This window comes from Bowdeniella nasicola, from assembly GCF_001907295.1.
Taxonomy (GTDB): Bacteria; Actinomycetota; Actinomycetes; order Actinomycetales; family Actinomycetaceae; genus Bowdeniella; species Bowdeniella nasicola.
This window is the reverse complement of the sequence record NZ_MQVR01000020.1, coordinates 14,062-33,350: the sequence shown is the minus strand read 5'-3', so window position 1 is coordinate 33,350 and position 19,289 is coordinate 14,062. Positions and strand designations below refer to the sequence as shown.

The window sequence follows — 19,289 nt, the reverse complement described above, 5'->3', positions numbered from 1 at the left end:
GGTAACCCCGATTCTTGAGGGCCTCGATCCCTATCGCACTCCCGACACGCCCACCCTCGAACCCATCACCCCACGCTCAGGTCCCAAGAGCCATTTTAGGACGTAGCAGAGAATTCAACTTCCCACATATTGAGATGGTCTTGAGTGGAGTAAACCAGAACAAATAAGATTCCAAAAAATCACAGGCAAAAAAAGGGGGGGATAATATGCTACGAATATCAACGATTGCTAGTGCTATCGCAATTGGGCTGGCTGGTACAATTATTAATGCTGCTAGTCCTCTGGTCGAAGACGACATAGTATCGAATTCCATGTCTCTTGAACTGACACCGCAGCAAGTTCGCTGTCAACCGTTGGATGGCTCTCCTCTAAAGTTCATCCATCAAGATCGTCAGCTGATAGAACGCGACATTCAATGTGGAACGGGAACCAAACTCTACTTCGCTGCCCTTGGTCGCGCATACACTGTCACGAAACACGCAGCTAAGCAAGCGAGTTTGAGGCGCGCTGATCTCTACAAGATTGCGAAGTCTGCTACTACGGTCAAACGCATGAATGGCTATATCTATATTTCCTACGGCCCCTGGAAAGTTGTGATACACCATCGAAACGGAACGATCGTGACGGTGAAGCCCCGATGAAACTTGTTCATGCGGACGATTTCGATCCAGTGGCCGATGTCTTGAGCCTTGAATTCGGGTGCCAAGCACAACATTCCGTATTCTTCGAATCGCCATTGTGCTGGCTTATTGTCGGCTATGCACAAAGCGAGTTGACGGATATTGAGATTCTCGATGCAGTAGATAGAGTATTTGGTAAGGCATTGCCATCGCAAGCGCGAATTGATACGGCATCGTGTGAACAAGACAGAAATCATTGGCGTATCACGTTTTATGACGAACCGGTTTCCAAGGAGATGGAAGCATATTCTGAAGATCGCACGTGGCACGCAACGAGCTCATGGAATGCTACGGGTACGTTGATATCGCTTACCATTACTCGTTTCAGCAGACTGCCACGATAGCGCTTGTTGTCAGGGAACGGGCGGCGATTGAAAGCGCTCGATACCATGGCCACATGAGCACCCCCGATCTGTTTTCCGCCGCCGGGCACACATCCCCGGGCGATCTGCCCGCGGCCAATGCTCCGCTGGCCGTGCGGATGCGGCCACGGGAACTGGGGGACGTGGCCGGTCAGGAACACGTGTTGAAGGCGGGATCGCCGCTCCGACGTCTGCTCGATCCGCAGGCGCCGGGAAGCCCCTCATCGATCATCCTTTTCGGTCCGCCCGGTACCGGAAAGACCACCCTGGCCTACCTCATCGCACGAACCTCGGGTCGAAAATTCGTGGAGCTTTCTGCGGTCAGTGCCGGCGTCAAAGACGTCCGAGCCGTCGTTGATCAGGCACGGCGAAACCTCGAAACAAGCGGCACCGAGACCGTTCTCTTCGTTGACGAGGTCCACCGATTCTCTAAATCTCAGCAAGACGCACTGTTGCCGAGCGTCGAAAACCGGATCGTGACGCTGGTGGCGGCGACGACGGAGAACCCGTCGTTCTCGGTGATCTCCCCGCTGCTGTCGCGTTCCTTGCTGCTGACCCTGCAGCCGCTATCTGATGATGCCGTCGCCTCGCTCATCGACCGCGCGCTTGCCGACGATCGCGGCTATGGCGGCGGCCTGGCGATCGAGGACGCAGCGCGCGAGATGATTGTGCGACTGGCCGGATCTGATGGCCGCAAATCCCTCACAATCCTGGAAGCCGCCGCCGGTACCTCCCAGGCACGCGGAGCGAAGGAGATCAGCGTCGCGGACGTGGAGGAATCCATCGACGAGGCCGCAGTACGTTACGACAAGACCGGCGACATGCACTACGACGTCATCTCGGCGTTCATCAAGTCGATGCGGGGCTCGGATGTGGATGCCGCACTGCACTACCTCGCGCGCATGGTGGTGGCAGGGGAGGACCCTCGCTTCATCGCGCGCCGCATCGTGATCTGCGCCTCCGAAGATGTCGGCATGGCAGACCCGACGGCACTGACAACCGCCGTCGCCGCCTATGAAGCGGTCGCATTCCTTGGGATGCCCGAGGCACGGATTCCGTTGGCCCAGGCCGTCGTCCACATCGCCACGGCTCCGAAGTCCAATGCCGCCTATCTCGCGATCGATGCGGCGATCGCAGACATTAAGCGCGGCAAGGCCGGCAGCGTACCGTTCCACCTGCGGGACGCTCACTACTCCGGGGCAAAAGATCTCGGCCACGGGGTGGGCTACCAGTACTCCCACAACCACCCCCATGGCATCGCGGCGCAAGAGTATTTGCCTGAGTCCCTGGCCGATGCTCGTTACTACGAGCCCACATCCCACGGTCACGAGAGGGATATCACAGCCAGAATGCAGGCAATCGAGCGGTATTTGCGGCCGGGAGGCTCGAAAACCGAGGCCTAATCCTGGTAGTCTGTCGTGGTTGCCCGATTTGCTCGGGCTCCTGGGGTCCCAGCCCACGTGGCCGACCCCACCGCCGCTCGCATCCGTGAGGAGGCGGTGACCGTTAGAAAAACACGAACAGGAGAAGCTTTCACATGGCTATTTCCCGCACGCGCCGCCAGGTCCGCCTGTCGCGCTCCCTCGGCATCGCGCTGACCCCGAAGGCCCAGAAGTACTTCGAAAAGCGCCCCTACGGCCCCGGTGAGCACGGCCGCGCCCGCAAGCGTTCCGAGTCCGACTACGCCGTCCGCCTGAAGGAAAAGCAGCGTCTGCGCGCCCAGTACGGCATCCGCGAGTCGCAGCTGCGCCGCGCCTTCGAGCAGGCCCGCAAGGAGCCGGGTCTGACCGGTGAGTCGCTGGTCGAGATGCTCGAGTGCCGCCTGGACGCCCTCGTCCTGCGCTCCGGCATCGCCCGCACGATCGCCCAGGCCCGCCAGGCCGTCGTGCACCGCCACATCCTCGTCGACGGCAAGCTCGTCGACCGCCCGTCTTTCAAGGTCAAGCCCGGCCAGGTCATCCAGGTCAAGCCGCGCTCCCAGACCATGGTTCCCTTCCAGATCGCCGCGACCGGCGAGCACCAGAAGGTCCTTCCGGACGTCCCCGGCTACCTCGATGTCCAGATCGAGAAGCTGCGTGTGGAGCTCGTTCGCGCCCCGAAGCGTGAAGAGGTCCCCGTGACGTGTGACGTTCAGCTGGTCGTCGAGTTCTACTCGCGCTAAACGCCTCGCGCATTGCCCCGGATCGGTTCGCTGGTCCGGGGCATCGCCAAATCCTGGCAGGGTTTTCCCGCCCCAATCCACTAGGGTGGAAGCCGACGCCCACCCGTTGTACCGATACGTGAAAGGCCGAGATGCGTACCTCCGAAATCCGCTCGCGATTCCTGACGTTCTTCGAATCGAAGGACCACCACATCGCCGAGTCCGTCCCGTTGATCTCGCCGGACCCGTCGCTGCTCTTCACGGTCGCCGGGATGGTCCCATTTATTCCGTACATCGTCGGCACCGAAGAGGCGCCGTGGCCGCGCGTCGCGTCGGTCCAAAAGTGCATCCGCACCAACGACATCGATAACGTCGGCCTGACCACCCGCCACGGCACGTTCTTCCAGATGGCCGGCAACTTCTCATTCGGCGACTACTTCAAAGAAGGCGCCTCGACGATGGCGTGGGAACTGCTGACTACGCCGGTCGCCGACGGCGGCTACGGCCTCGACGGTGACCGCATTTGGGTCACGCTGTGGGACCAGGACGAGGAAGCCTACAACGTCTGGCACCGCATCATCGGCCTCGATGACCGCCGCATCGTCAAGCTCACCCGCGAAGAAATTTTCTGGGACACCGGACAGCCCGGCCCGGCTGGCCCGTGCGCCGAGATCCACTATGACCGCGGCCCGGAATTCGGCCCCGAGGCCGTCGGCGGCACCGTCGATCCGGGTGGCGATCGCTACCTGGAAATCTGGAACCTCGTGTTCGACCAGTTCCTGCGGGGCGAAGGGTCTGGCGCCGACTATCCGCTGATTAAGGAACTCGATCAGAAGGCGATCGATACCGGCGCGGGCGTCGAGCGTATCGCGTACCTGCTGCAGGGCAAGAACAACATGTACGAGATCGACGAGGTCTGGCCCGTCATCGCGATGACCGAGGAGATCACCGGCCGCCGCTACGGCGCGGGCGAGCGTGACGACGTCCAGATGCGCGTCATCGCCGACCACGTGCGCTCCTCGCTCATGCTCGTCGGCGACGGCGTGCGCCCCGGCAACGACGGCCGCGGTTACGTGCTGCGTCGCATCATCCGCCGCGCCGTGCGCGCCATGCGCCTGCTCGGCGTGCAGGAAGCGACGATGCCGCAGCTGCTGACTGTCTCGCGCGATGTGATGGCGAGCTCGTATCCGACCGTCGCCTCCGACTTCGATCGCATCTCCCAGATCATCTACGCCGAAGAAGAGGCCTTCGCGCGCACGCTCGGCGCGGGCACGACGATCCTCGATACCGCCGTGCGTCGCGCCAAGGACGACGCCTCTCACACCGTGAGCGGCCAGGAGGCCTTCCAGCTGCACGACACGTACGGTTTCCCGATCGACCTCACCTTGGAAATGGCCCGCGAACAGGGCGTCAAGGTCGACGAAGAGGCGTTCCGCGCGCTCATGACAGAGCAAAAGGAGCGCGCCCGCGCCGACGCGCGCGCCAAGAAGACCGGCCACGTCGACGCCCAGCTCTACCGCGATATCCGCGCCGAGGTCGGCCACGACGTGACGTTCCTCGGCTACACCGAGACGCAGACCAGCGCGACCGTCGCAGGCCTGCTGCACGACGGCACGCCGCAGCCGGCGGCGACGGCCCCGGCGGAGGTCGAGGTCGTCCTCGACCAGACCCCGTTCTACGCCGAGATGGGCGGCCAGCTCGCCGACCACGGCTACATTCGCCTGGCGGGCAGCGGCATCGTCGAGGTGCACGACGTCCAGCAGCCCGTCGCGGGCGTGCGCGTGCATCGCGGCACCCTCATCGAGGGCGATATCCACGTCGGCGAGTCCGCCGTCGCGGAGATCGACACGCTGCGTCGCCGCCAGATCAGCCAGGCCCACACCGCGACCCACATGGTACACAAAGCGCTTCACGAATTCGTCGGCGAACAGGCCACGCAAGCCGGTAGCGAGAACTCGCCGTCGCGCATGCGCTTCGACTTCCACCACACTGCGGCCGTGCCGGCCTCGGTCATGGGCGAGATCGAAGAGCGCGTCAACGAACGCCTCGCCGATAACCTCGGCGTCACCGACTCGATCATGAGCCTGGACGAGGCCAAGGATTCCGGCGCCGTCGCGCTGTTCGGCGAGAAGTACGGCGACCGCGTCCGCGTCGTCGACATCGGCGAGGGCTGGAGCCGCGAGCTGTGCGGCGGCACCCACGTGCCGCTGACCGGTAACATCGGCCGGATCGACGTGCTGGGGGAGTCCTCCATCGGTTCGGGCATCCGCCGCATCGAGGCCCTCGTCGGCTCGGGCGCCTACGCACGCCAGGCCAAGGAACGCCTCATCGTTTCGCAGGTCACCTCGCTGCTCGGCGGTCGCCCCGACGATGTTCCGGAGCGCATCTCCGCGCTCCTGGAGCGCGTGAAGAAGGCTGAAAAGGAACTGAGCGTCCTGCAGGCCGGTCAGCTCTTGTCCCGCGCGGGCGAGATCGCCGAGACCGCCTACGAAGTCGCGGGCGTGACCGCCGTCGTGAACTCCGTCGGCAAGGTCTCCTCGAGCGATGACCTGCGCGCCCTCGCGCTCGACGTGCGCCAGCGCCTCGCAGGCAAGGGTGGCGTCGTCGTCGCCCTCATCGGCGAAGTTGACGGTAAGCCCATGGTCGTCGTCGCGACCAACGAGGGCGTGCGCGAACGCAATATCGTGGCGGGCCCGCTCGCCAAGCTCGCGGCCGCGCGCCTCGGCGGTGGTGGCGGCGGCAAGCCGGACCTCGCACAAGGCGGCGGCATCGACGTGACGAAGATCCAAGAAGCGCTGGCGGCGCTGAAGGCGGCCATCGAGGAGCGCCATTCATGACGTCACGCGTGAGTTTTGCGGTCGATTACGGGGCGCGGCGCATCGGCGTCGCGCGCTGTGACAGCGACCGCATTCTCGCGCTTCCCGTTGCGACCATTACTGCCGATAAGTACGGTGGTCATCTTGATGAGCTCATGGATCTCATCGCCGAATACGAGGTGTCTGACGTTTTCGTGGGGCTACCGAGCCACCTGTCGGGAGCGGAGGGCGCTTCGGCGGATGCCGCACGTCGGTTCGCGCGAGCACTGGCTCGCCGGATCGCGCAACCGGTGCGACTCATCGACGAACGTCTCACGACGGTCCAGGCCCACGCCCAGCTTTCCGAAGCCGGACGCTCGAGCCGCGATCGGCGCAGCGTGATCGATCAAGCATCCGCGGTAATCTTGCTAGAACACGTATTGGAAACAGAACGACGTACCGGGGCTATCCCGGGGCGCTTAGTGGCATGAAGGACGGCCCGACGGTGAATTCCGACCCTGCTTCCCGCCCGGGACACGAACGGCGCTCACGCCGCGATGACATTCGAGCGCGGCGCCGCAAGCGTCGCAACCGCTCCATCATCGCGGTGATAGCCTCGCTTGCCGTCTTGGCCGTGGCCTCGTGGTTTGTCACTCCGATCGTGAAGGACCTTTTCAATCGCACGACGGCGTCGACCGTGACTGACTACGAGCCGGGCGGTACCGGCGAAGACGTGACCGTCGTTATCCCGCCAGGCGCCACCGGCGCGAAAATGGCGGCGATTTTGAAGGACGCCGACGTCATCCATACACCCGCGACGTTCGTGAGCGCCTTTGCCGCGAACGAGCGCTCCAGCCGGATCCAGCCGGGCACGTACAAGCTGCGCACGAAGATGAGCGCGGCCGAGGCCGTCAATGCGCTGCTCGACCCGGTCAACCGCGCCGATGCGGCGCTCACAGTGCCGGAAGGTTTCCGTGCCGATCAGGTCTATGAGCGTGTCGCGAAACAACTCGGTATCCCGCTCGAGGAAGTCCAGGCGGCAGCCAAGGACAGCGCCGCGATCGGACTGCCGGAAGAGGCCGCCGGAAACCCGGAGGGCTGGTTCGCGGCCCAGACCTACAGCTTCGCTCCCAACACGTCGGCAACCGAGGTGCTCAAGGAGATGGTCGCGGGAACGCGGGCCATGCTGGAGCGCCAGAAGGTCCCGGCCGAGCGCTGGCAGGAAGTGCTGACCAAGGCCTCCATCGTCGAGCGCGAAGTCCCGCCGAACTACTACGGCGAGGTCGCGCGCGTCATCGAAAACCGGCTCGCGGACGTCTCCGGCCCGACCGTCGGGCTGCTGCAGATGGACTCGACCGTGCTGTACGGCCTGGGCAAGCGCGGCGGGATCCCGTCGGCGGAGGAGGTCCGCAAGGATACTCCGTACAACACGTACATCCACAAGGGGCTGCCCCCGACCCCGATCGGCTCGCCGTCGGAAGCCGCGAGCAAGGCCGTGCTGAACCCGCCGGAGGGGAACTGGCTGTACTTCGTGACCGTCGACCTCAACACGGGCGAGACGCTGTTTACGGGCGACCATGAGGAACACAAGCGCAACATCCAAAAACTGCGTGACTGGCGCGACGCCAACAGCGGCGGGCCGAGCGCGGAGCCCACAAGCGATGAGGCCCAATAGTCCACCGCCGCCGCCGGAACCTGCCGCGGGAGCGATGTCGGTTCCGATTTCGTTGCGAACCCCGATGGGGTGGCAGATCCTCGGAATCGTCGTCGGTTTCCTCGCGGCCGCAGCGGCCGCGTTCTTCGCCGCCAACGGTCACCAGATGTCGCGCGCGGTCTCCATTACCGTGACGGTCATCTTCGGCCTGATCGGCGCGGGCTGCGGGTGGGCGTGCCTGATCGACCTGACCGAGCACCGCCTGCCCAATCGCCTCACGTACCCGCTTATCCCGGCCGTGATGCTTGCGGCGATCGTCCTCGCGATCGTCGCCGGGCAAGGCCACCGGGTCACATCGGCACTGATGTCGGCGCTCATTACCGGTGGCTTGTTCTTCGTCGCTGCGCTCATTGCTCCGACCGGGATCGGTATGGGCGATGCCAAACTCGCGGTCACGACCGGGGCGATGGCCGGCTGGTGGTCGTATGTGACGGCGATGTGGGCGATCTTCAGCGCGTTCGTGTTTGCGGGCCTCGTCGCCCTCGCCCTGATCGCGGTGCGGCATGCGACCGCGAAGACCCCGATCGCCTTCGGTCCGTTCTTGTTCCTCGGCGCCGTCGTTGCCATCTGGTGGAACGTCGCGGCTTCGCCTTTTAGTTGGTGAAAGACTGAAGCAATGTTTAGCTGGTCAACCGCTGGTGAATCTCATGGCCAGGCGCTCGTCGCGCTGGCGGAAGGTGTTCCTGCCGGGGTCGAGGTGACAAGCGCGGAGTTTGCCGCCGCCCTCGCACGCCGCCGGCTCGGATACGGTCGGGGCGCCCGGATGTCGTTCGAACAGGACGTCGTCCAGGTGCTCGCAGGCCTCGTCCACGGGCGCACGATCGGCTCTCCCGTCGCCCTCACGATCGGCAACTCGGAATGGCCGAAGTGGACCGAGGTCATGGGCGTCGACCCGATCGATTGCGAGCCGACTGGCGCCCGCGCGGCAGCCCTGAAACGGCCACGACCGGGGCATGCGGACTTTGCCGGGATGGCGAAGTACGGCCACACGGACTGCCGGCCCATCCTGGAGCGTGCCTCGGCGCGAGAAACCGCGGCACGCGTTGCCCTGGGCACCCTTGCCGAAGCGATCATCGAACAGATCGCGGGCATTCGGGTCGTCTCCCACGTCATCGAATGCGGCTACGTGGCATTGCCCGACGACGGCATTCGGCCCGGACCGGCCGATACGCCCGCGCTCGATGAGACCCAGGTGCGGTGCCTGGACCCGGACACTGATGCGGCCATGGTCGCCGAAATCGATGCGGCCAAGAAGGCCGGCGACACCCTCGGCGGCATCGTCGAGGTAATCGCCTACGGCGTGCCCGTCGGCCTTGGCTCCCACGTCGAAGCCGACCGGCGGCTCGACGCCGCGCTCGCCGCGGCCCTCATGAGCATCCAGGCGATCAAGGGCGTGGAGATCGGCGACGGCTTCCACCAGGCGCGCTCGCGCGGCTCCCGCGCTCACGACGAGATGACTCCGACCGCGCGCCTGACCAACCTCGCAGGCGGCATCGAAGGCGGCATGTCGAACGGCTCACCGATCGTCGTGCGGGCAGCCCTCAAACCGATCTCTTCCGTTCCGCGCGCGCTGCGCACGTTCAACGTCGACAGCGGCGAAGAAGACGTCGCGATCAACCAGCGCTCCGATACCTGTGCGGTCGCCCCGGCAGCAGTCGTCGCGCAGGCGATGGTCGCGCTCGTGCTCGCGCGGGCCCTGCTGGACAAGACCGGGGGAGACTCCGTTGCTGAGGCCCGCCGCAACCTCGCCAGCTACCTCGACAATCTGCCACCCGCCATCGCGGCCGTGTTAGGACATGATGACTGAGCCTCGTCTCATCGCCCTCATTGGGGCACCCGGATCGGGTAAGACCACCATCGCCGCCGCACTCGCCGAGGAAATCGGCGTCAGCGCGATCGACGGGGATGAGTTCGTCGAACGCCACAGCGGCCACAGCCCGGCCGACCTCGCTGTCGACCTCGAACCCGCCGACGCGCATGCGGCGATCCGGGCCGCCCTCGTGGCGCTGGGGGAGAGCATCACCGAGCCCACCGTCGTGGCGATGCCATCGTCGGTCATCGAGCTCGACAACCCCGACGAGTTGCTCGCGCCCTACACCGTCGTTTTTCTCGACGTTGACCTCGCGACGAGCTTCCCGCGTACCGGTCTGGCAGCACCTCGTCCGGTCGGTTTTGTGCTGCCTCGATCGCTCTGGCACGAGATGCTCGTGGCGCGCCGTCCACAGTATGAGCAACTCGCCGATTGCATAATAGATGTGAGCGGTGCCATAATTCAGGCAATTGTCGAACAGATTTTGACGAAAACGGCCGACACTCTTAAATGACAATCGTCCCCAATTGACTGCGATCGTCCGTCTAAGCCCCGAAATCCTGTAGGATTCAATGCGTGTTTACGGTTGCATTATGTACACGGCGGCCCGCTATCGCCGATGATTTGAACGCGGTGGTCGCAGCGGTCACCACCGTCATTGCCTCCCAAGAAGAACACGGCAGGGGGGAAATAGTCCTGCAGCTCGCTGACCCGATGGGGGTCCTCCAGATGATTGTGGAGGCTGCCCGTCATCCCGGCGTCTGCATCGGTGTCGGAGCCGATTCCGGCGGGGGACGCTCCCGGTTGACTCCGCTCGACTATGCCCGCCGTGCATTGAAGCGCGCACGTTCGCGCTCCGGTGACATGCCGGTCGTCATCTACGGCCGCGCAACGGAAGCAGCATCCTGGGCGACATCGCTCGCTCAGCTCGTGCACTTCTGCCTGCTGCGCCGCTCCGAACCCGGCTGGGAGGTCTCGAGGCTCGTTGCTCGTGGCATCTCGCAAAAGGACGCCGCCGAGGATCTAGGCATCACCGAGCAGGCGGTCTCCCAGCGGCTGCGAGCCGCAGGATTCCGCGAAGTTCGCAATATCGAACCCCTGCTGCTGTGCCTCCTGGAGCAGGCTGCCCACATTCCCACCCGATAGAATTCACCCGCTAAGCTTGTAGCGGACGTCTCCCGCTACGCTGTGAGTCCGTTGCCCCACCCGGGGTAATGGACTCGCTGCGTGTCAGCGAACCACGACTGGAAAGAAGGACAACGTGGCGACAACGAACGACCTGAAAAACGGCATGGTGCTCAACCTTGACGGACAGCTTTGGACCGTCGTCGAGTTCCTCCATGTCAAGCCGGGCAAGGGCCCCGCTTTCGTGCGCACCAAGCTGAAGAACGTGCTGTCGGGCAAGACGCTCGATAAGACGTTCAACGCCGGCGTCAAGGTCGATACGGCGACCGTCGACAAGCGCGATATGCAGTACCTGTACCAGGACGGCGAAGACTACGTCTTCATGGACACCTCCACCTATGACCAGATCACGGTGACGAAGGAGGTCGTCGGCGACGCGGCCAACTTCATGCTCGAAGGCCAGGACGCGATCGTCGCGATGCACGAGGGTCAGGTCCTGTACATCGAACTGCCGCCGAGCGTTGTCCTTGAGGTCACCTACACGGAGCCGGGCCTGCAGGGCGATCGTTCGTCCGCGGGCACCAAACCGGCGACGCTGGAGACCGGATACGAGATCCAGGTGCCGCTGTTCCTCGAGCAGGGCACCAAGGTCAAGGTCGATACCCGCTCCGGCGAATACATCTCGCGCGTCAACGACTAATCCATGGCTAACAAGAAGGATTTCACGCGCCGCACTCGGCAACGGCGGCGTGCCATCGACGTCCTGTACGAGGTCGACCAGCGCGGTCGGTTGAGCGCAGGCGCGATCCACAAGCTCGCCGAGCGTCGCACGAGCGAGCATCCGACCCAGACGGGGCTGCCCGGGTATTCGCGCACCATCGTCGATGGCGTCGCCGATCACCTGGCGCACATCGATTACGCGATCTCCTCTTACGCCCACGGCTGGAGCCTCGATCGGATGCCGGTCGTCGATCGCGCGATCCTGCGCGTCGCGATCTGGGAAATCCTGTACGCCGGCGATATCACGCCCGCGGTGGCAATCGACGAGGCGGTCAAGATCGCCAAGCTCATCTCGACGGACAACTCGCCGGGTTTCATCAACGGCCTGCTCGACACGATCGCGACGGTGAAGCCGGGCCTGCTCGCGCAGGAGACCGAACTTTCCGCCGTCGAGGACGATTACACGCCGAGCTTCGATGATTCGGACTTCGCATCCGATGTCGACTTCGCCGACGAGATTTACGACGACGAAGAATACGACGCCGCCCTCGATGACGGCAGCCCGCTCGGCGAGGACGTCGTCGACCGCGAGGAAGTCGCCCCCGAAAGTGGCGAGAAACCGAGCGAGGAGGAGCCGGCAGCAGACGAGGAAGAAGAATCCGAGCCCGAGGCTGACGCAGCCGATGCCGAGCCTTCGGAGCAGGACGGGCCTGCCGACGAGGTATCCGAGGACGAGCTCCTCGCCGACTATGCCTTGCGCCGCGGCTCGGCGGACGACGACAAGGATGACCATCCGACGCTGTTCGACTAAGTTGACCTAGGCGTGCCTAAGGTGTCGCGGGCGGACCCCATCAGCTATGCTGGGGCCGCCCGCATTCCTTTAACCCCCGTCCAGAGAGGCGGAGAAGGAGAACACCTGTGGCTGACACGCCAGCAGGACGGCAAGTACTCGGCGAAGCCGATATCGCCCGTTCGCTCACCCGAATTGCTCACGAAATCATCGAAAGAAACGAGGGTGGCGATAACGTCGTCCTCCTCGGCATCCCCACCCGCGGCACCCCCCTCGCCAACCGGCTCGGCGACATTTTGCGCGAGCTCGGCGAGAACGTCGGCGTCGGCGCCATCGATACGGTGCCCTACCGCGACGATCTGCACCGCCACCCCACGATGACCATCGGTCGCACGACGCTGCCCGACGGCGGCATCGATGACACGACCGTCGTCCTCGTCGACGATGTGCTCTTTTCCGGCCGCACCATCCGCGCCGCGCTCGAAGCGATCGCCGACCTCGGTCGGCCCGCCAAGGTCCAGCTCGCGGTCCTCATCGACCGCGGTCATCGCGAGCTTCCCATCCGCCCCGACTTCGTCGGCAAGAACCTTCCCACCTCGCGCAGTGAGCAAGTGAAGGTGTTGCTGAAAGAGATCGATGGAGAAGACACCGTGAACATCGCGGGAGGGGAGAAGTAAATGAAGCACCTGCTGAATGCGAAGGACCTGACCAAGGACGAAGTCCTGCTCCTGCTCGACACCGCCGAAGCGATGGCGGCCACGCAGGACCGCCAGATGAAGAAGCTGCCCGTGCTGCGCGGTAAGACCGTCGTGAACCTCTTCTTCGAAGACTCCACCCGCACGCGCATCTCGTTCGAGGCCGCCGCGAAGCGCCTGAGCGCTGACGTCATCAACTTCTCGGCCAAGGGCTCCTCGGTGTCCAAGGGCGAGTCGCTGAAGGACACCGCCCAGACCCTCGATGCGATGGGCATCGACGGCGTCGTCATCCGCCACTCGGCCTCTGGTGCGCCGCACCGGCTGGCGAGCACGGACTGGATCGATGTGCCGATCCTCAACGCCGGCGACGGCACCCACCAGCACCCGACCCAGGCGCTGCTCGACGCGTTCACGATGCGTCGCCACCTCACCGGCGCCAAGGACGGCTCGCCCGCCGCCGACGGCACCGACCTGTCGGGCAACCACGTCGTCATCGTCGGCGACGTGCTGCATTCGCGCGTCGCCCGCTCCAACGTCGAACTGCTGCAGACGCTCGGCGCCACGGTCACGCTCGTCGCCCCGCCGACGCTGCTGCCCGTCGGGGTCGAAAACTGGGGCGCGAAGGTCTCCTACGACCTCGATGCCGCCATCGCCGAAGAGCCCGACGCCGTCATGATGCTGCGCGTCCAGCGCGAACGCATGAGCGCGGCCGGGGGAGGGTTCTTCCCCTCGCCGCTCGAATACCACCGCGTCTACGGCCTGGACCGCGTCCGCATGAACGCGCTGCCGGAGCACGCCATCATCATGCATCCGGGCCCGATGAACCGCGGCCTGGAAATCTCGTCCGAGGCCGCCGACTCGCCGCGCTCCACGATCCTGGAGCAAGTCACCAACGGCGTCTCCATCCGGATGGCCGCCCTCTACCTGCTGCTCGCCGGCGATAAGGAGTCCCTGTCATGACCGCTTACCTCATCGAAAATGCCGCGATCCTGGACGGCGACCCGACCGACATCCTGCTCGCCGACGGCATCATCGCCGCACTCGGTGCGGACGCGAAGACCAAGGCCGATGAGCTCGAGGACGTCGAGCGCATCGACGCCAGCGGCCTGATAGCGCTGCCGGGCCTCGTCGACCTGCACACGCACCTGCGCGAGCCGGGCCGCGAGGACGCCGAAACTGTCGCGACCGGCACCCGCGCCGCGGCGATCGGCGGCTACACGGCCGTGCACGCCATGGCGAACACGACGCCGGTGCAGGACACCGCGGGTGTCGTCGAGCAGGTCTACCACCTCGGGAAGGAAGCCGGCTGGTGCGACGTCTTCCCGGTCGGCGCCGTCTCGGTGGGACTGAAGGGCGAAAAGCTCGCCGAGCTCGGCGCGATGGCGTCCTCGGAGGCGCGCGTGCGCGTCTTTTCCGATGACGGCATGTGCGTCCACGACCCGGTGCTCATGCGCCGCGCGCTGGAATACGTCAAGGCCTTCGACGGCTGCATCGCGCAGCACGCGCAGGACCCGCGCCTGACCGAAGGCAGCCAAATGAACGAGGGCGTCGTCTCCGCCGAGCTGGGCCTTGCCGGCTGGCCGTCGGTCGCCGAAGAGGCCATCGTCGCGCGCGACATCCTGCTGACCGAGCACGTGGATTCGCGCCTGCACATCTGCCACCTGTCGACCGCCGGATCGGTCCGGCTCGTGCGCGACGCGAAGGCCCGCGGCCTGAAGGTCACGGCCGAGGCGACCCCGCATCACATCCTGCTGACCGACGAGTGCGCCCGCAGCTACGACCCGATTTTCAAGGTCAACCCGCCGCTGCGCACCCAGGCCGACGTCGACGCGGTCCGCGAGGGCCTCGCCGACGGCACGATCGACATAGTCGGCACCGACCACGCCCCGCACGCCAAGGAAGACAAGGACTGCGAATGGGCCGCTGGCGCCTTCGGCATGATCGGCCTGGAGACCGCGCTGTCCGTCGTCCAGCAGGCGATGGTCGACACCGGCAAGTTCACGTGGGAGGACGTCGCTCGCACGATGAGCTACGAGCCCGCGAAGATCGGACGCCTCGAGGACCACGGCCTGCCGATCGAGGTCGGTAACCCCGCGAACGTGTGCCTATATGACCCGAAGGCCACGCGCACGATCAAGGCCGAGGAGCAGTACTCGCGTTCGGACAACACGCCGTATGCGGGCCTCGAACTGCCGGGCCAGGTCATGGCGACCTTCCTACACGGGAAGGCCACAGTCCTGGACGCGACTCCCGTCGAGGGCTAACCCATGGGGACGAAAAACGCTGGAGCACGCCTCACAGCACGCATGGTGACCTACGGGCCGCTGTGCGTCGGGATCGACCCCCACCCGGGCCTGCTCGATGCCTGGGGGTTGACGCGCGATGCCGACGGGCTGCGAGCATTCAGTGACATCTGCGTGCGCGAGCTCGACGGCGCTGTTGCCGCGCTCAAACCTCAGGTGGCGTTTTTCGAAACCTACGGCGCCGCGGGTATCGCGGCGCTCGAGGAGTGCATCGCATTCGCGCGCGCAGCCGGCCATTTCGTCATCACCGACGCCAAGCGTGGCGATATCGGGTCGACGATGGCCGGCTACGCGGCCGCCTACCTCGCGCCTGGCGCGCCGCTCGAATCCGATGCGCTGACGCTCAGCCCATACCTCGGCTTCGGCTCGCTCGCGCCCGCGATCGACCTCGCGCTTCAGCACGACAAGGGCCTGTTCGTCCTCGCGCTGACGTCAAACCCGGAAGGTGTGGGCGTCCAGCATGCCCGCACCTCTGCGGGCAGCGTCGCCGGCGACATCCTTACGCAGGCGCACGAGGTCAACGCGCGCATCATGGCGGGCGACGGCAGTGCGTGCGGGCCGATCGGCAGCGTCGTCGGCGCGACCGTGGGCTCCGCCCCGCGCGACCTCGGCCTCGACCTCGCGGCGTTCAACGGCATCCACCTCGCCCCGGGCGTCGGCGCGCAGGGGGCCGGGGGAGCGGAATGCCGCGACGTCTTCGGCTCCTCGGCGATGCTCGCGTCGGTCTCGCGCGGCGTGCTCGGGGCCGGCCCGGGCCAGCTGAAAGCGACCGCCGAGAGGTTTGTCGCCGATCTCGCCCGCGCGTAGGCTAGGGGCATGAAAAACGCGCCCGTTCTAGTTCTCGTTGGCCCCTCCGGCGTCGGCAAGGGGACGGTCGTGGCCGCGCTTCGCGCGCGCAATCCGCAAGTGTGGGTGTCGATCTCCGCGACGACGCGCCAGCCGCGGATCGGCGAGGTCGACGGTGTGCACTACTTCTTCGTCACGCCCGAAAAGTTTTCCGAACTCGTCGACACCGACGGCATGCTCGAATGGGCCTGGGTCCACCAGACCGACCGCTACGGCACCCCGCGCCGTGCCGTCGAAGAACGCATCGCGACCGGCACGCCGGTGATCCTCGAGATCGACCTGCAGGGAGCCCGCCAGGTGCGCACGACGATGCCCGAGGCGATCTTCGTCTTCCTCGCCCCGCCCAATAAGCAGGAACTGTTCGCCCGGTTGCGCGGCCGCGGTACCGAGAGCGAGGTCCAGATCCAGCGCCGCATCCAGACCGCCGAAGACGAGCTCGCGGCGATGGACGAATTCGATCACGTCGTGGTCAATGACACCATCGACCAGGCCGTGGCCGACCTGGAAAAACTCCTGGGTTTGGTACACTAGCCGGGCATTACCGCAACTGAAAGGGTGTACCTGAAGTGTCAGGAACCATGGCCAATCCGACGGGCATCACGAACCCGCCGATCGACGACCTGCTGGAGGCCGTCGACTCGAAGTACGCGTTGGTGGTCTACGCCGCGAAGCGTGCCCGCCAGATCAATTCGTATAACGCGCAGCTGGAAGACAACATGATGGTCTCCGTTGGCCCGCTCGTCGATGCGGCCCAGGAAGACAAGTCGCTGTCCATTGCGATGCGCGAAATCAATGAGGGACTCCTCAAGCTCGAGCAGAAGCAGTAGGTCAGTCATGACCGGCTCATCCCGCCCCCGCTCCATTGTGCTCGGAGTGAGTGGCGGGATTGCTGCATATAAAGCGGCCCTCGTCCTGCGCCTGCTCACCGAGTCGGGCCACGACGTCCAGGTCGTGCCGACGCCCGACTCACTCAACATGGTCGGCGCGGCGACGTGGGAGGCGCTGTCGCATCACCCGGTCGCGACCGGGATTTTTGAGAACACCGACGCCGTCGACCACATCCGGATCGCCCAGCGAGCCGACCTCGTCCTCATCGCGCCCGCTACCGCGCAGACGATCGCGAAGATCGCGGGCGGCTTCGCGGACAATCTCCTTACCGCCATCGTCCTCGCGACGCGCGCGCCCATCGTCGTCGTGCCCGCGATGCACACCGAAATGTGGGACAACGCCGCGACCCAAGCGAACATAGCAACCCTGCGCGAGCGCGGCATTACCGTCATGGAGCCCGCGACCGGGCGCCTCACCGGAGCCGACTCCGGCAAGGGCCGCCTGCCCGCACCCGCCGACATCGTCGACTTCGCGCTGGGGGCGAGCGCGGCGAGTGATGAATTCGCCCGGACTTCCTTCCTCATTAGCGCGGGCGGCACGCATGAGCGCCTCGACCCGGTGCGATTCCTGGGTAACCGGTCCTCGGGCCGGCAGGGCGTGGCCCTGGCCGCCGAGGCCGCGGCGCGCGGTGGCGACGTCACCCTGCTCGCCGCCAACGTCGCCGCGGATGTCCTCGCTGAGCTCCCGAGCAGCGTTACGGTCGTGCCCGTCACGAGCGCCGAGGACCTGCACCGCGAGGTCATGGCTCGCCTCGATCGCCTGGACTGCCTCATCATGGCCGCCGCCGTCGCCGACTATCGGCCCGCGACAAGCGAGAGCGCCAAGATGAAAAAGCAGGGCGATGCGGGCCTCACGCTCGAACTCGTCCAAAATCCCGACATCCTCAAGGCGGCCGTCGAACACAAACGGCCCGGCCAGACCATCGTCGGCTTCGCCGCCGAAACCGGCGATGAACACGCATCCGCCCTCGAGCACGGGCTCGCCAAGGCACGCAGCAAGGGCGCCGACCTCCTCGCCATCAACCAGGTGGGGGAGGCCTCCGGATTCGGTGACGTCCCCAACCACGTCGTGCTTGTGCGCCCCGACGGCACCCGCGTCGCTGAAGGCAGTGGCACCAAACGCGAGACCGCGAGCGTGGTGTTGGACGCTATCGCGACCCTCCGCGGCTAAGCCAGCCCGTAGCGTCGTACACTTAGGGGCGTGACTGAGCCCAACGCCCGACGACTGTTTACGTCCGAATCTGTAACCGAAGGCCACCCGGATAAGGTGTGCGACCAAATCTCCGACGCGATCCTTGACGAGGTGTTGCGCACCGACCCGTCCGCGCGCGTCGCGATCGAAACCCTCGCGACGACCGGCTTCGTGCAGGTCGTGGGCGAGTTGTCGACGACGGACTACGTCGAGATCCCCGAGGTCGTGCGCAACCAGATCCGGAGCATCGGCTACACCTCCTCGGAGGCCAGCTTCGATGCGGATTCGTGCGGCGTGCTCGTTTCCATCGACCAGCAGTCCGGCGAGATCGCCGGCGGCGTCGATAAGTCCTGGGAACTGCGTGGCGGTTCCGTCGATCCGCGCGATGCGCAGGGCGCGGGCGACCAGGGCCTCATGTTCGGCTATGCGTGCGAAGACACGCCCGAGCTCATGCCGCTGCCGATCCACCTCTCCCACCGCCTGACCGAACGCATGGCCGCGGTCCGCAAAGACGGCACCGTCACCGGCCTGTACCCGGACGGCAAATCCCAGGTTACGGTGCGTTACGACGGCGATACGCCCGTCGGGATCGACTCGATCGTCGTGTCCAACCAGCACATCCGTGACATGAGCCAGGACGTTTTGCGCGAGCAGATCATCGAGCACGTCGTCACGCCAGTCCTGCAGGCGGCCGGGTTCGACGCGAGCGCCGACGACCTCAGTATTTACGTCAACCCGTCCGGCTCGTTCGAGGTCGGCGGTCCGCGCGGCGACGCGGGCCTGACCGGCCGCAAGATCATCGTCGACACCTACGGCGGCATGGCACGCCACGGCGGCGGCGCCTTCTCCGGCAAGGATCCGTCCAAGGTCGACCGCTCTGCGGCCTACGCGATGCGCTGGGTCGCGAAGAACGTCGTCGCCGCGGGCCTTGCGTCGCGCTGCGAGGTTCAGGTCTCCTACGGCATCGGCATGGCGCGCCCGCTCGGCCTGTACGTCGAGACCTTCGGGACCGGCCAGCTGCCCGACGCCGAGCTGTCGCGCATCATCGAATCCGTGTTCGACCTGCGGCCCGCCGCGATCGTCGAAGAACTCGACCTGCTGCGTCCGATCTACCGGCAGACGGCTGCCTACGGCCACTTCGGCCGCGAACTGCCCGACTTCACGTGGGAGCGTACCGACCGCGTCGCCGACCTCAAGGCGGCTGTTCACTAGCGTCGCCACTTCATGGTT

20 protein-coding genes are annotated in these 19,289 nt (G+C 65.5%); all 20 read left to right on the top strand.

Annotated features, from left to right (window positions below):
• Positions 1-637: 637 nt before the first annotated feature.
• The 20 genes from BSZ39_RS13435 to metK all read left to right on the top strand — a co-directional run bounded on the left by BSZ39_RS13435 (position 638) and on the right by metK (position 19,271).
• Positions 638-1,024 carry a hypothetical protein gene (locus tag BSZ39_RS13435; protein WP_143180374.1) on the top strand — a complete coding sequence of 129 codons (387 nt, stop codon included), beginning with the start codon at positions 638-640 and terminating at the stop codon, positions 1,022-1,024.
• Between the two features lie 53 nt (positions 1,025-1,077).
• Complete coding sequence (locus BSZ39_RS04950; RefSeq protein ID WP_073716272.1) at positions 1,078-2,445, top strand: replication-associated recombination protein A; 1,368 nt, start codon at positions 1,078-1,080, stop codon at positions 2,443-2,445.
• A 134-nt stretch (positions 2,446-2,579) separates the two neighbouring features.
• Positions 2,580-3,203, top strand: a complete 624-nt coding sequence (gene rpsD / locus BSZ39_RS04945; RefSeq protein WP_073716271.1) for a 30S ribosomal protein S4 — start codon at positions 2,580-2,582, stop codon at positions 3,201-3,203.
• A gap of 131 nt (positions 3,204-3,334) precedes the next feature.
• The gene (gene alaS / locus BSZ39_RS04940) at positions 3,335-6,019 is read left to right on the top strand and encodes an alanine--tRNA ligase (protein ID WP_073716270.1); all 2,685 of its coding nucleotides are present in this window, start codon (positions 3,335-3,337) and stop codon (positions 6,017-6,019) included.
• On the top strand, positions 6,016-6,468 hold the full coding sequence (gene ruvX / locus BSZ39_RS04935) for a Holliday junction resolvase RuvX (protein ID WP_073716269.1): 453 nt from the start codon (positions 6,016-6,018) through the stop codon (positions 6,466-6,468). Before alaS ends, ruvX begins: the two co-directional genes overlap by 4 nt.
• 14 nt (positions 6,469-6,482) lie before the next feature.
• Positions 6,483-7,652, top strand: a complete 1,170-nt coding sequence (mltG, locus tag BSZ39_RS04930; protein ID WP_245792429.1) for an endolytic transglycosylase MltG — start codon at positions 6,483-6,485, stop codon at positions 7,650-7,652.
• Positions 7,653-7,686: 34 nt separating this feature from the next.
• On the top strand, positions 7,687-8,295 hold the full coding sequence (locus BSZ39_RS04925; protein ID WP_158025092.1) for a prepilin peptidase: 609 nt from the start codon (positions 7,687-7,689) through the stop codon (positions 8,293-8,295).
• Positions 8,296-8,307: 12 nt separating this feature from the next.
• Positions 8,308-9,498 (top strand): chorismate synthase, encoded by a 1,191-nt coding sequence (aroC, locus tag BSZ39_RS04920; protein WP_073716266.1) that lies wholly within the window; start codon positions 8,308-8,310, stop codon positions 9,496-9,498.
• Positions 9,491-10,015 carry a shikimate kinase gene (locus BSZ39_RS04915; protein ID WP_158025091.1) on the top strand — a complete coding sequence of 175 codons (525 nt, stop codon included), beginning with the start codon at positions 9,491-9,493 and terminating at the stop codon, positions 10,013-10,015. The genes aroC and BSZ39_RS04915 overlap by 8 nt, the downstream gene beginning before the upstream one ends.
• Before the next feature lie 110 nt (positions 10,016-10,125).
• The gene (locus BSZ39_RS04910) at positions 10,126-10,647 is read left to right on the top strand and encodes a hypothetical protein (RefSeq protein WP_143180373.1); all 522 of its coding nucleotides are present in this window, start codon (positions 10,126-10,128) and stop codon (positions 10,645-10,647) included.
• A 115-nt stretch (positions 10,648-10,762) separates the two neighbouring features.
• Positions 10,763-11,326: an elongation factor P gene (gene efp / locus BSZ39_RS04905; protein ID WP_073716263.1), complete on the top strand. Its 564-nt coding sequence runs from the start codon at positions 10,763-10,765 to the stop codon at positions 11,324-11,326.
• A gap of 3 nt (positions 11,327-11,329) precedes the next feature.
• Positions 11,330-12,157, top strand: a complete 828-nt coding sequence (gene nusB, locus BSZ39_RS14100; protein ID WP_073716262.1) for a transcription antitermination factor NusB — start codon at positions 11,330-11,332, stop codon at positions 12,155-12,157.
• 107 nt (positions 12,158-12,264) lie between these two features.
• The gene (gene pyrR, locus BSZ39_RS04895; protein ID WP_073716261.1) at positions 12,265-12,813 is read left to right on the top strand and encodes a bifunctional pyr operon transcriptional regulator/uracil phosphoribosyltransferase PyrR; all 549 of its coding nucleotides are present in this window, start codon (positions 12,265-12,267) and stop codon (positions 12,811-12,813) included.
• Positions 12,814-13,791: an aspartate carbamoyltransferase catalytic subunit gene (locus tag BSZ39_RS04890; RefSeq protein WP_073716260.1), complete on the top strand. Its 978-nt coding sequence runs from the start codon at positions 12,814-12,816 to the stop codon at positions 13,789-13,791.
• Positions 13,788-15,095, top strand: coding sequence for a dihydroorotase (locus tag BSZ39_RS04885; protein ID WP_073716259.1), 1,308 nt, complete (start codon positions 13,788-13,790; stop codon positions 15,093-15,095). The genes BSZ39_RS04890 and BSZ39_RS04885 overlap by 4 nt, the downstream gene beginning before the upstream one ends.
• 3 nt (positions 15,096-15,098) lie before the next feature.
• On the top strand, positions 15,099-15,941 hold the full coding sequence (gene pyrF, locus BSZ39_RS04880; protein WP_073716258.1) for an orotidine-5'-phosphate decarboxylase: 843 nt from the start codon (positions 15,099-15,101) through the stop codon (positions 15,939-15,941).
• 9 nt (positions 15,942-15,950) lie between these two features.
• Positions 15,951-16,511: a guanylate kinase gene (gene gmk, locus BSZ39_RS04875; RefSeq protein WP_073716257.1), complete on the top strand. Its 561-nt coding sequence runs from the start codon at positions 15,951-15,953 to the stop codon at positions 16,509-16,511.
• A 35-nt stretch (positions 16,512-16,546) separates the two neighbouring features.
• Positions 16,547-16,807, top strand: coding sequence for a DNA-directed RNA polymerase subunit omega (rpoZ, locus tag BSZ39_RS04870; protein WP_073716256.1), 261 nt, complete (start codon positions 16,547-16,549; stop codon positions 16,805-16,807).
• A 7-nt stretch (positions 16,808-16,814) separates the two neighbouring features.
• Positions 16,815-18,038, top strand: a complete 1,224-nt coding sequence (coaBC, locus tag BSZ39_RS04865; protein WP_073716255.1) for a bifunctional phosphopantothenoylcysteine decarboxylase/phosphopantothenate--cysteine ligase CoaBC — start codon at positions 16,815-16,817, stop codon at positions 18,036-18,038.
• Between the two features lie 30 nt (positions 18,039-18,068).
• Entirely contained in the window at positions 18,069-19,271 is a 1,203-nt protein-coding gene (metK, locus tag BSZ39_RS04860; RefSeq protein WP_073716254.1) for a methionine adenosyltransferase, read from the top strand.
• Positions 19,272-19,289 lie beyond the last annotated feature (18 nt).

Bases quoted from the DNA above. Each gene is read 5' to 3' on its own strand.
- BSZ39_RS13435 (WP_143180374.1), top strand. From the start codon at position 638: ATGAAACTTGTTCATGCGGACGATTTCGATCCAGTGGCCGATGTCTTG.
- BSZ39_RS04950 (WP_073716272.1), top strand. From the start codon at position 1,078: ATGAGCACCCCCGATCTGTTTTCCGCCGCCGGGCACACATCCCCGGGC.
- rpsD (WP_073716271.1), top strand. From the start codon at position 2,580: ATGGCTATTTCCCGCACGCGCCGCCAGGTCCGCCTGTCGCGCTCCCTC.
- alaS (WP_073716270.1), top strand. From the start codon at position 3,335: ATGCGTACCTCCGAAATCCGCTCGCGATTCCTGACGTTCTTCGAATCG.
- ruvX (WP_073716269.1), top strand. From the start codon at position 6,016: ATGACGTCACGCGTGAGTTTTGCGGTCGATTACGGGGCGCGGCGCATC.
- BSZ39_RS04925 (WP_158025092.1), top strand. From the start codon at position 7,687: ATGTCGGTTCCGATTTCGTTGCGAACCCCGATGGGGTGGCAGATCCTC.
- aroC (WP_073716266.1), top strand. From the start codon at position 8,308: ATGTTTAGCTGGTCAACCGCTGGTGAATCTCATGGCCAGGCGCTCGTC.
- BSZ39_RS04915 (WP_158025091.1), top strand. From the start codon at position 9,491: ATGACTGAGCCTCGTCTCATCGCCCTCATTGGGGCACCCGGATCGGGT.
- nusB (WP_073716262.1), top strand. From the start codon at position 11,330: ATGGCTAACAAGAAGGATTTCACGCGCCGCACTCGGCAACGGCGGCGT.
- BSZ39_RS04890 (WP_073716260.1), top strand. From the start codon at position 12,814: ATGAAGCACCTGCTGAATGCGAAGGACCTGACCAAGGACGAAGTCCTG.
- BSZ39_RS04885 (WP_073716259.1), top strand. From the start codon at position 13,788: ATGACCGCTTACCTCATCGAAAATGCCGCGATCCTGGACGGCGACCCG.
- pyrF (WP_073716258.1), top strand. From the start codon at position 15,099: ATGGGGACGAAAAACGCTGGAGCACGCCTCACAGCACGCATGGTGACC.
- gmk (WP_073716257.1), top strand. From the start codon at position 15,951: ATGAAAAACGCGCCCGTTCTAGTTCTCGTTGGCCCCTCCGGCGTCGGC.
- coaBC (WP_073716255.1), top strand. From the start codon at position 16,815: ATGACCGGCTCATCCCGCCCCCGCTCCATTGTGCTCGGAGTGAGTGGC.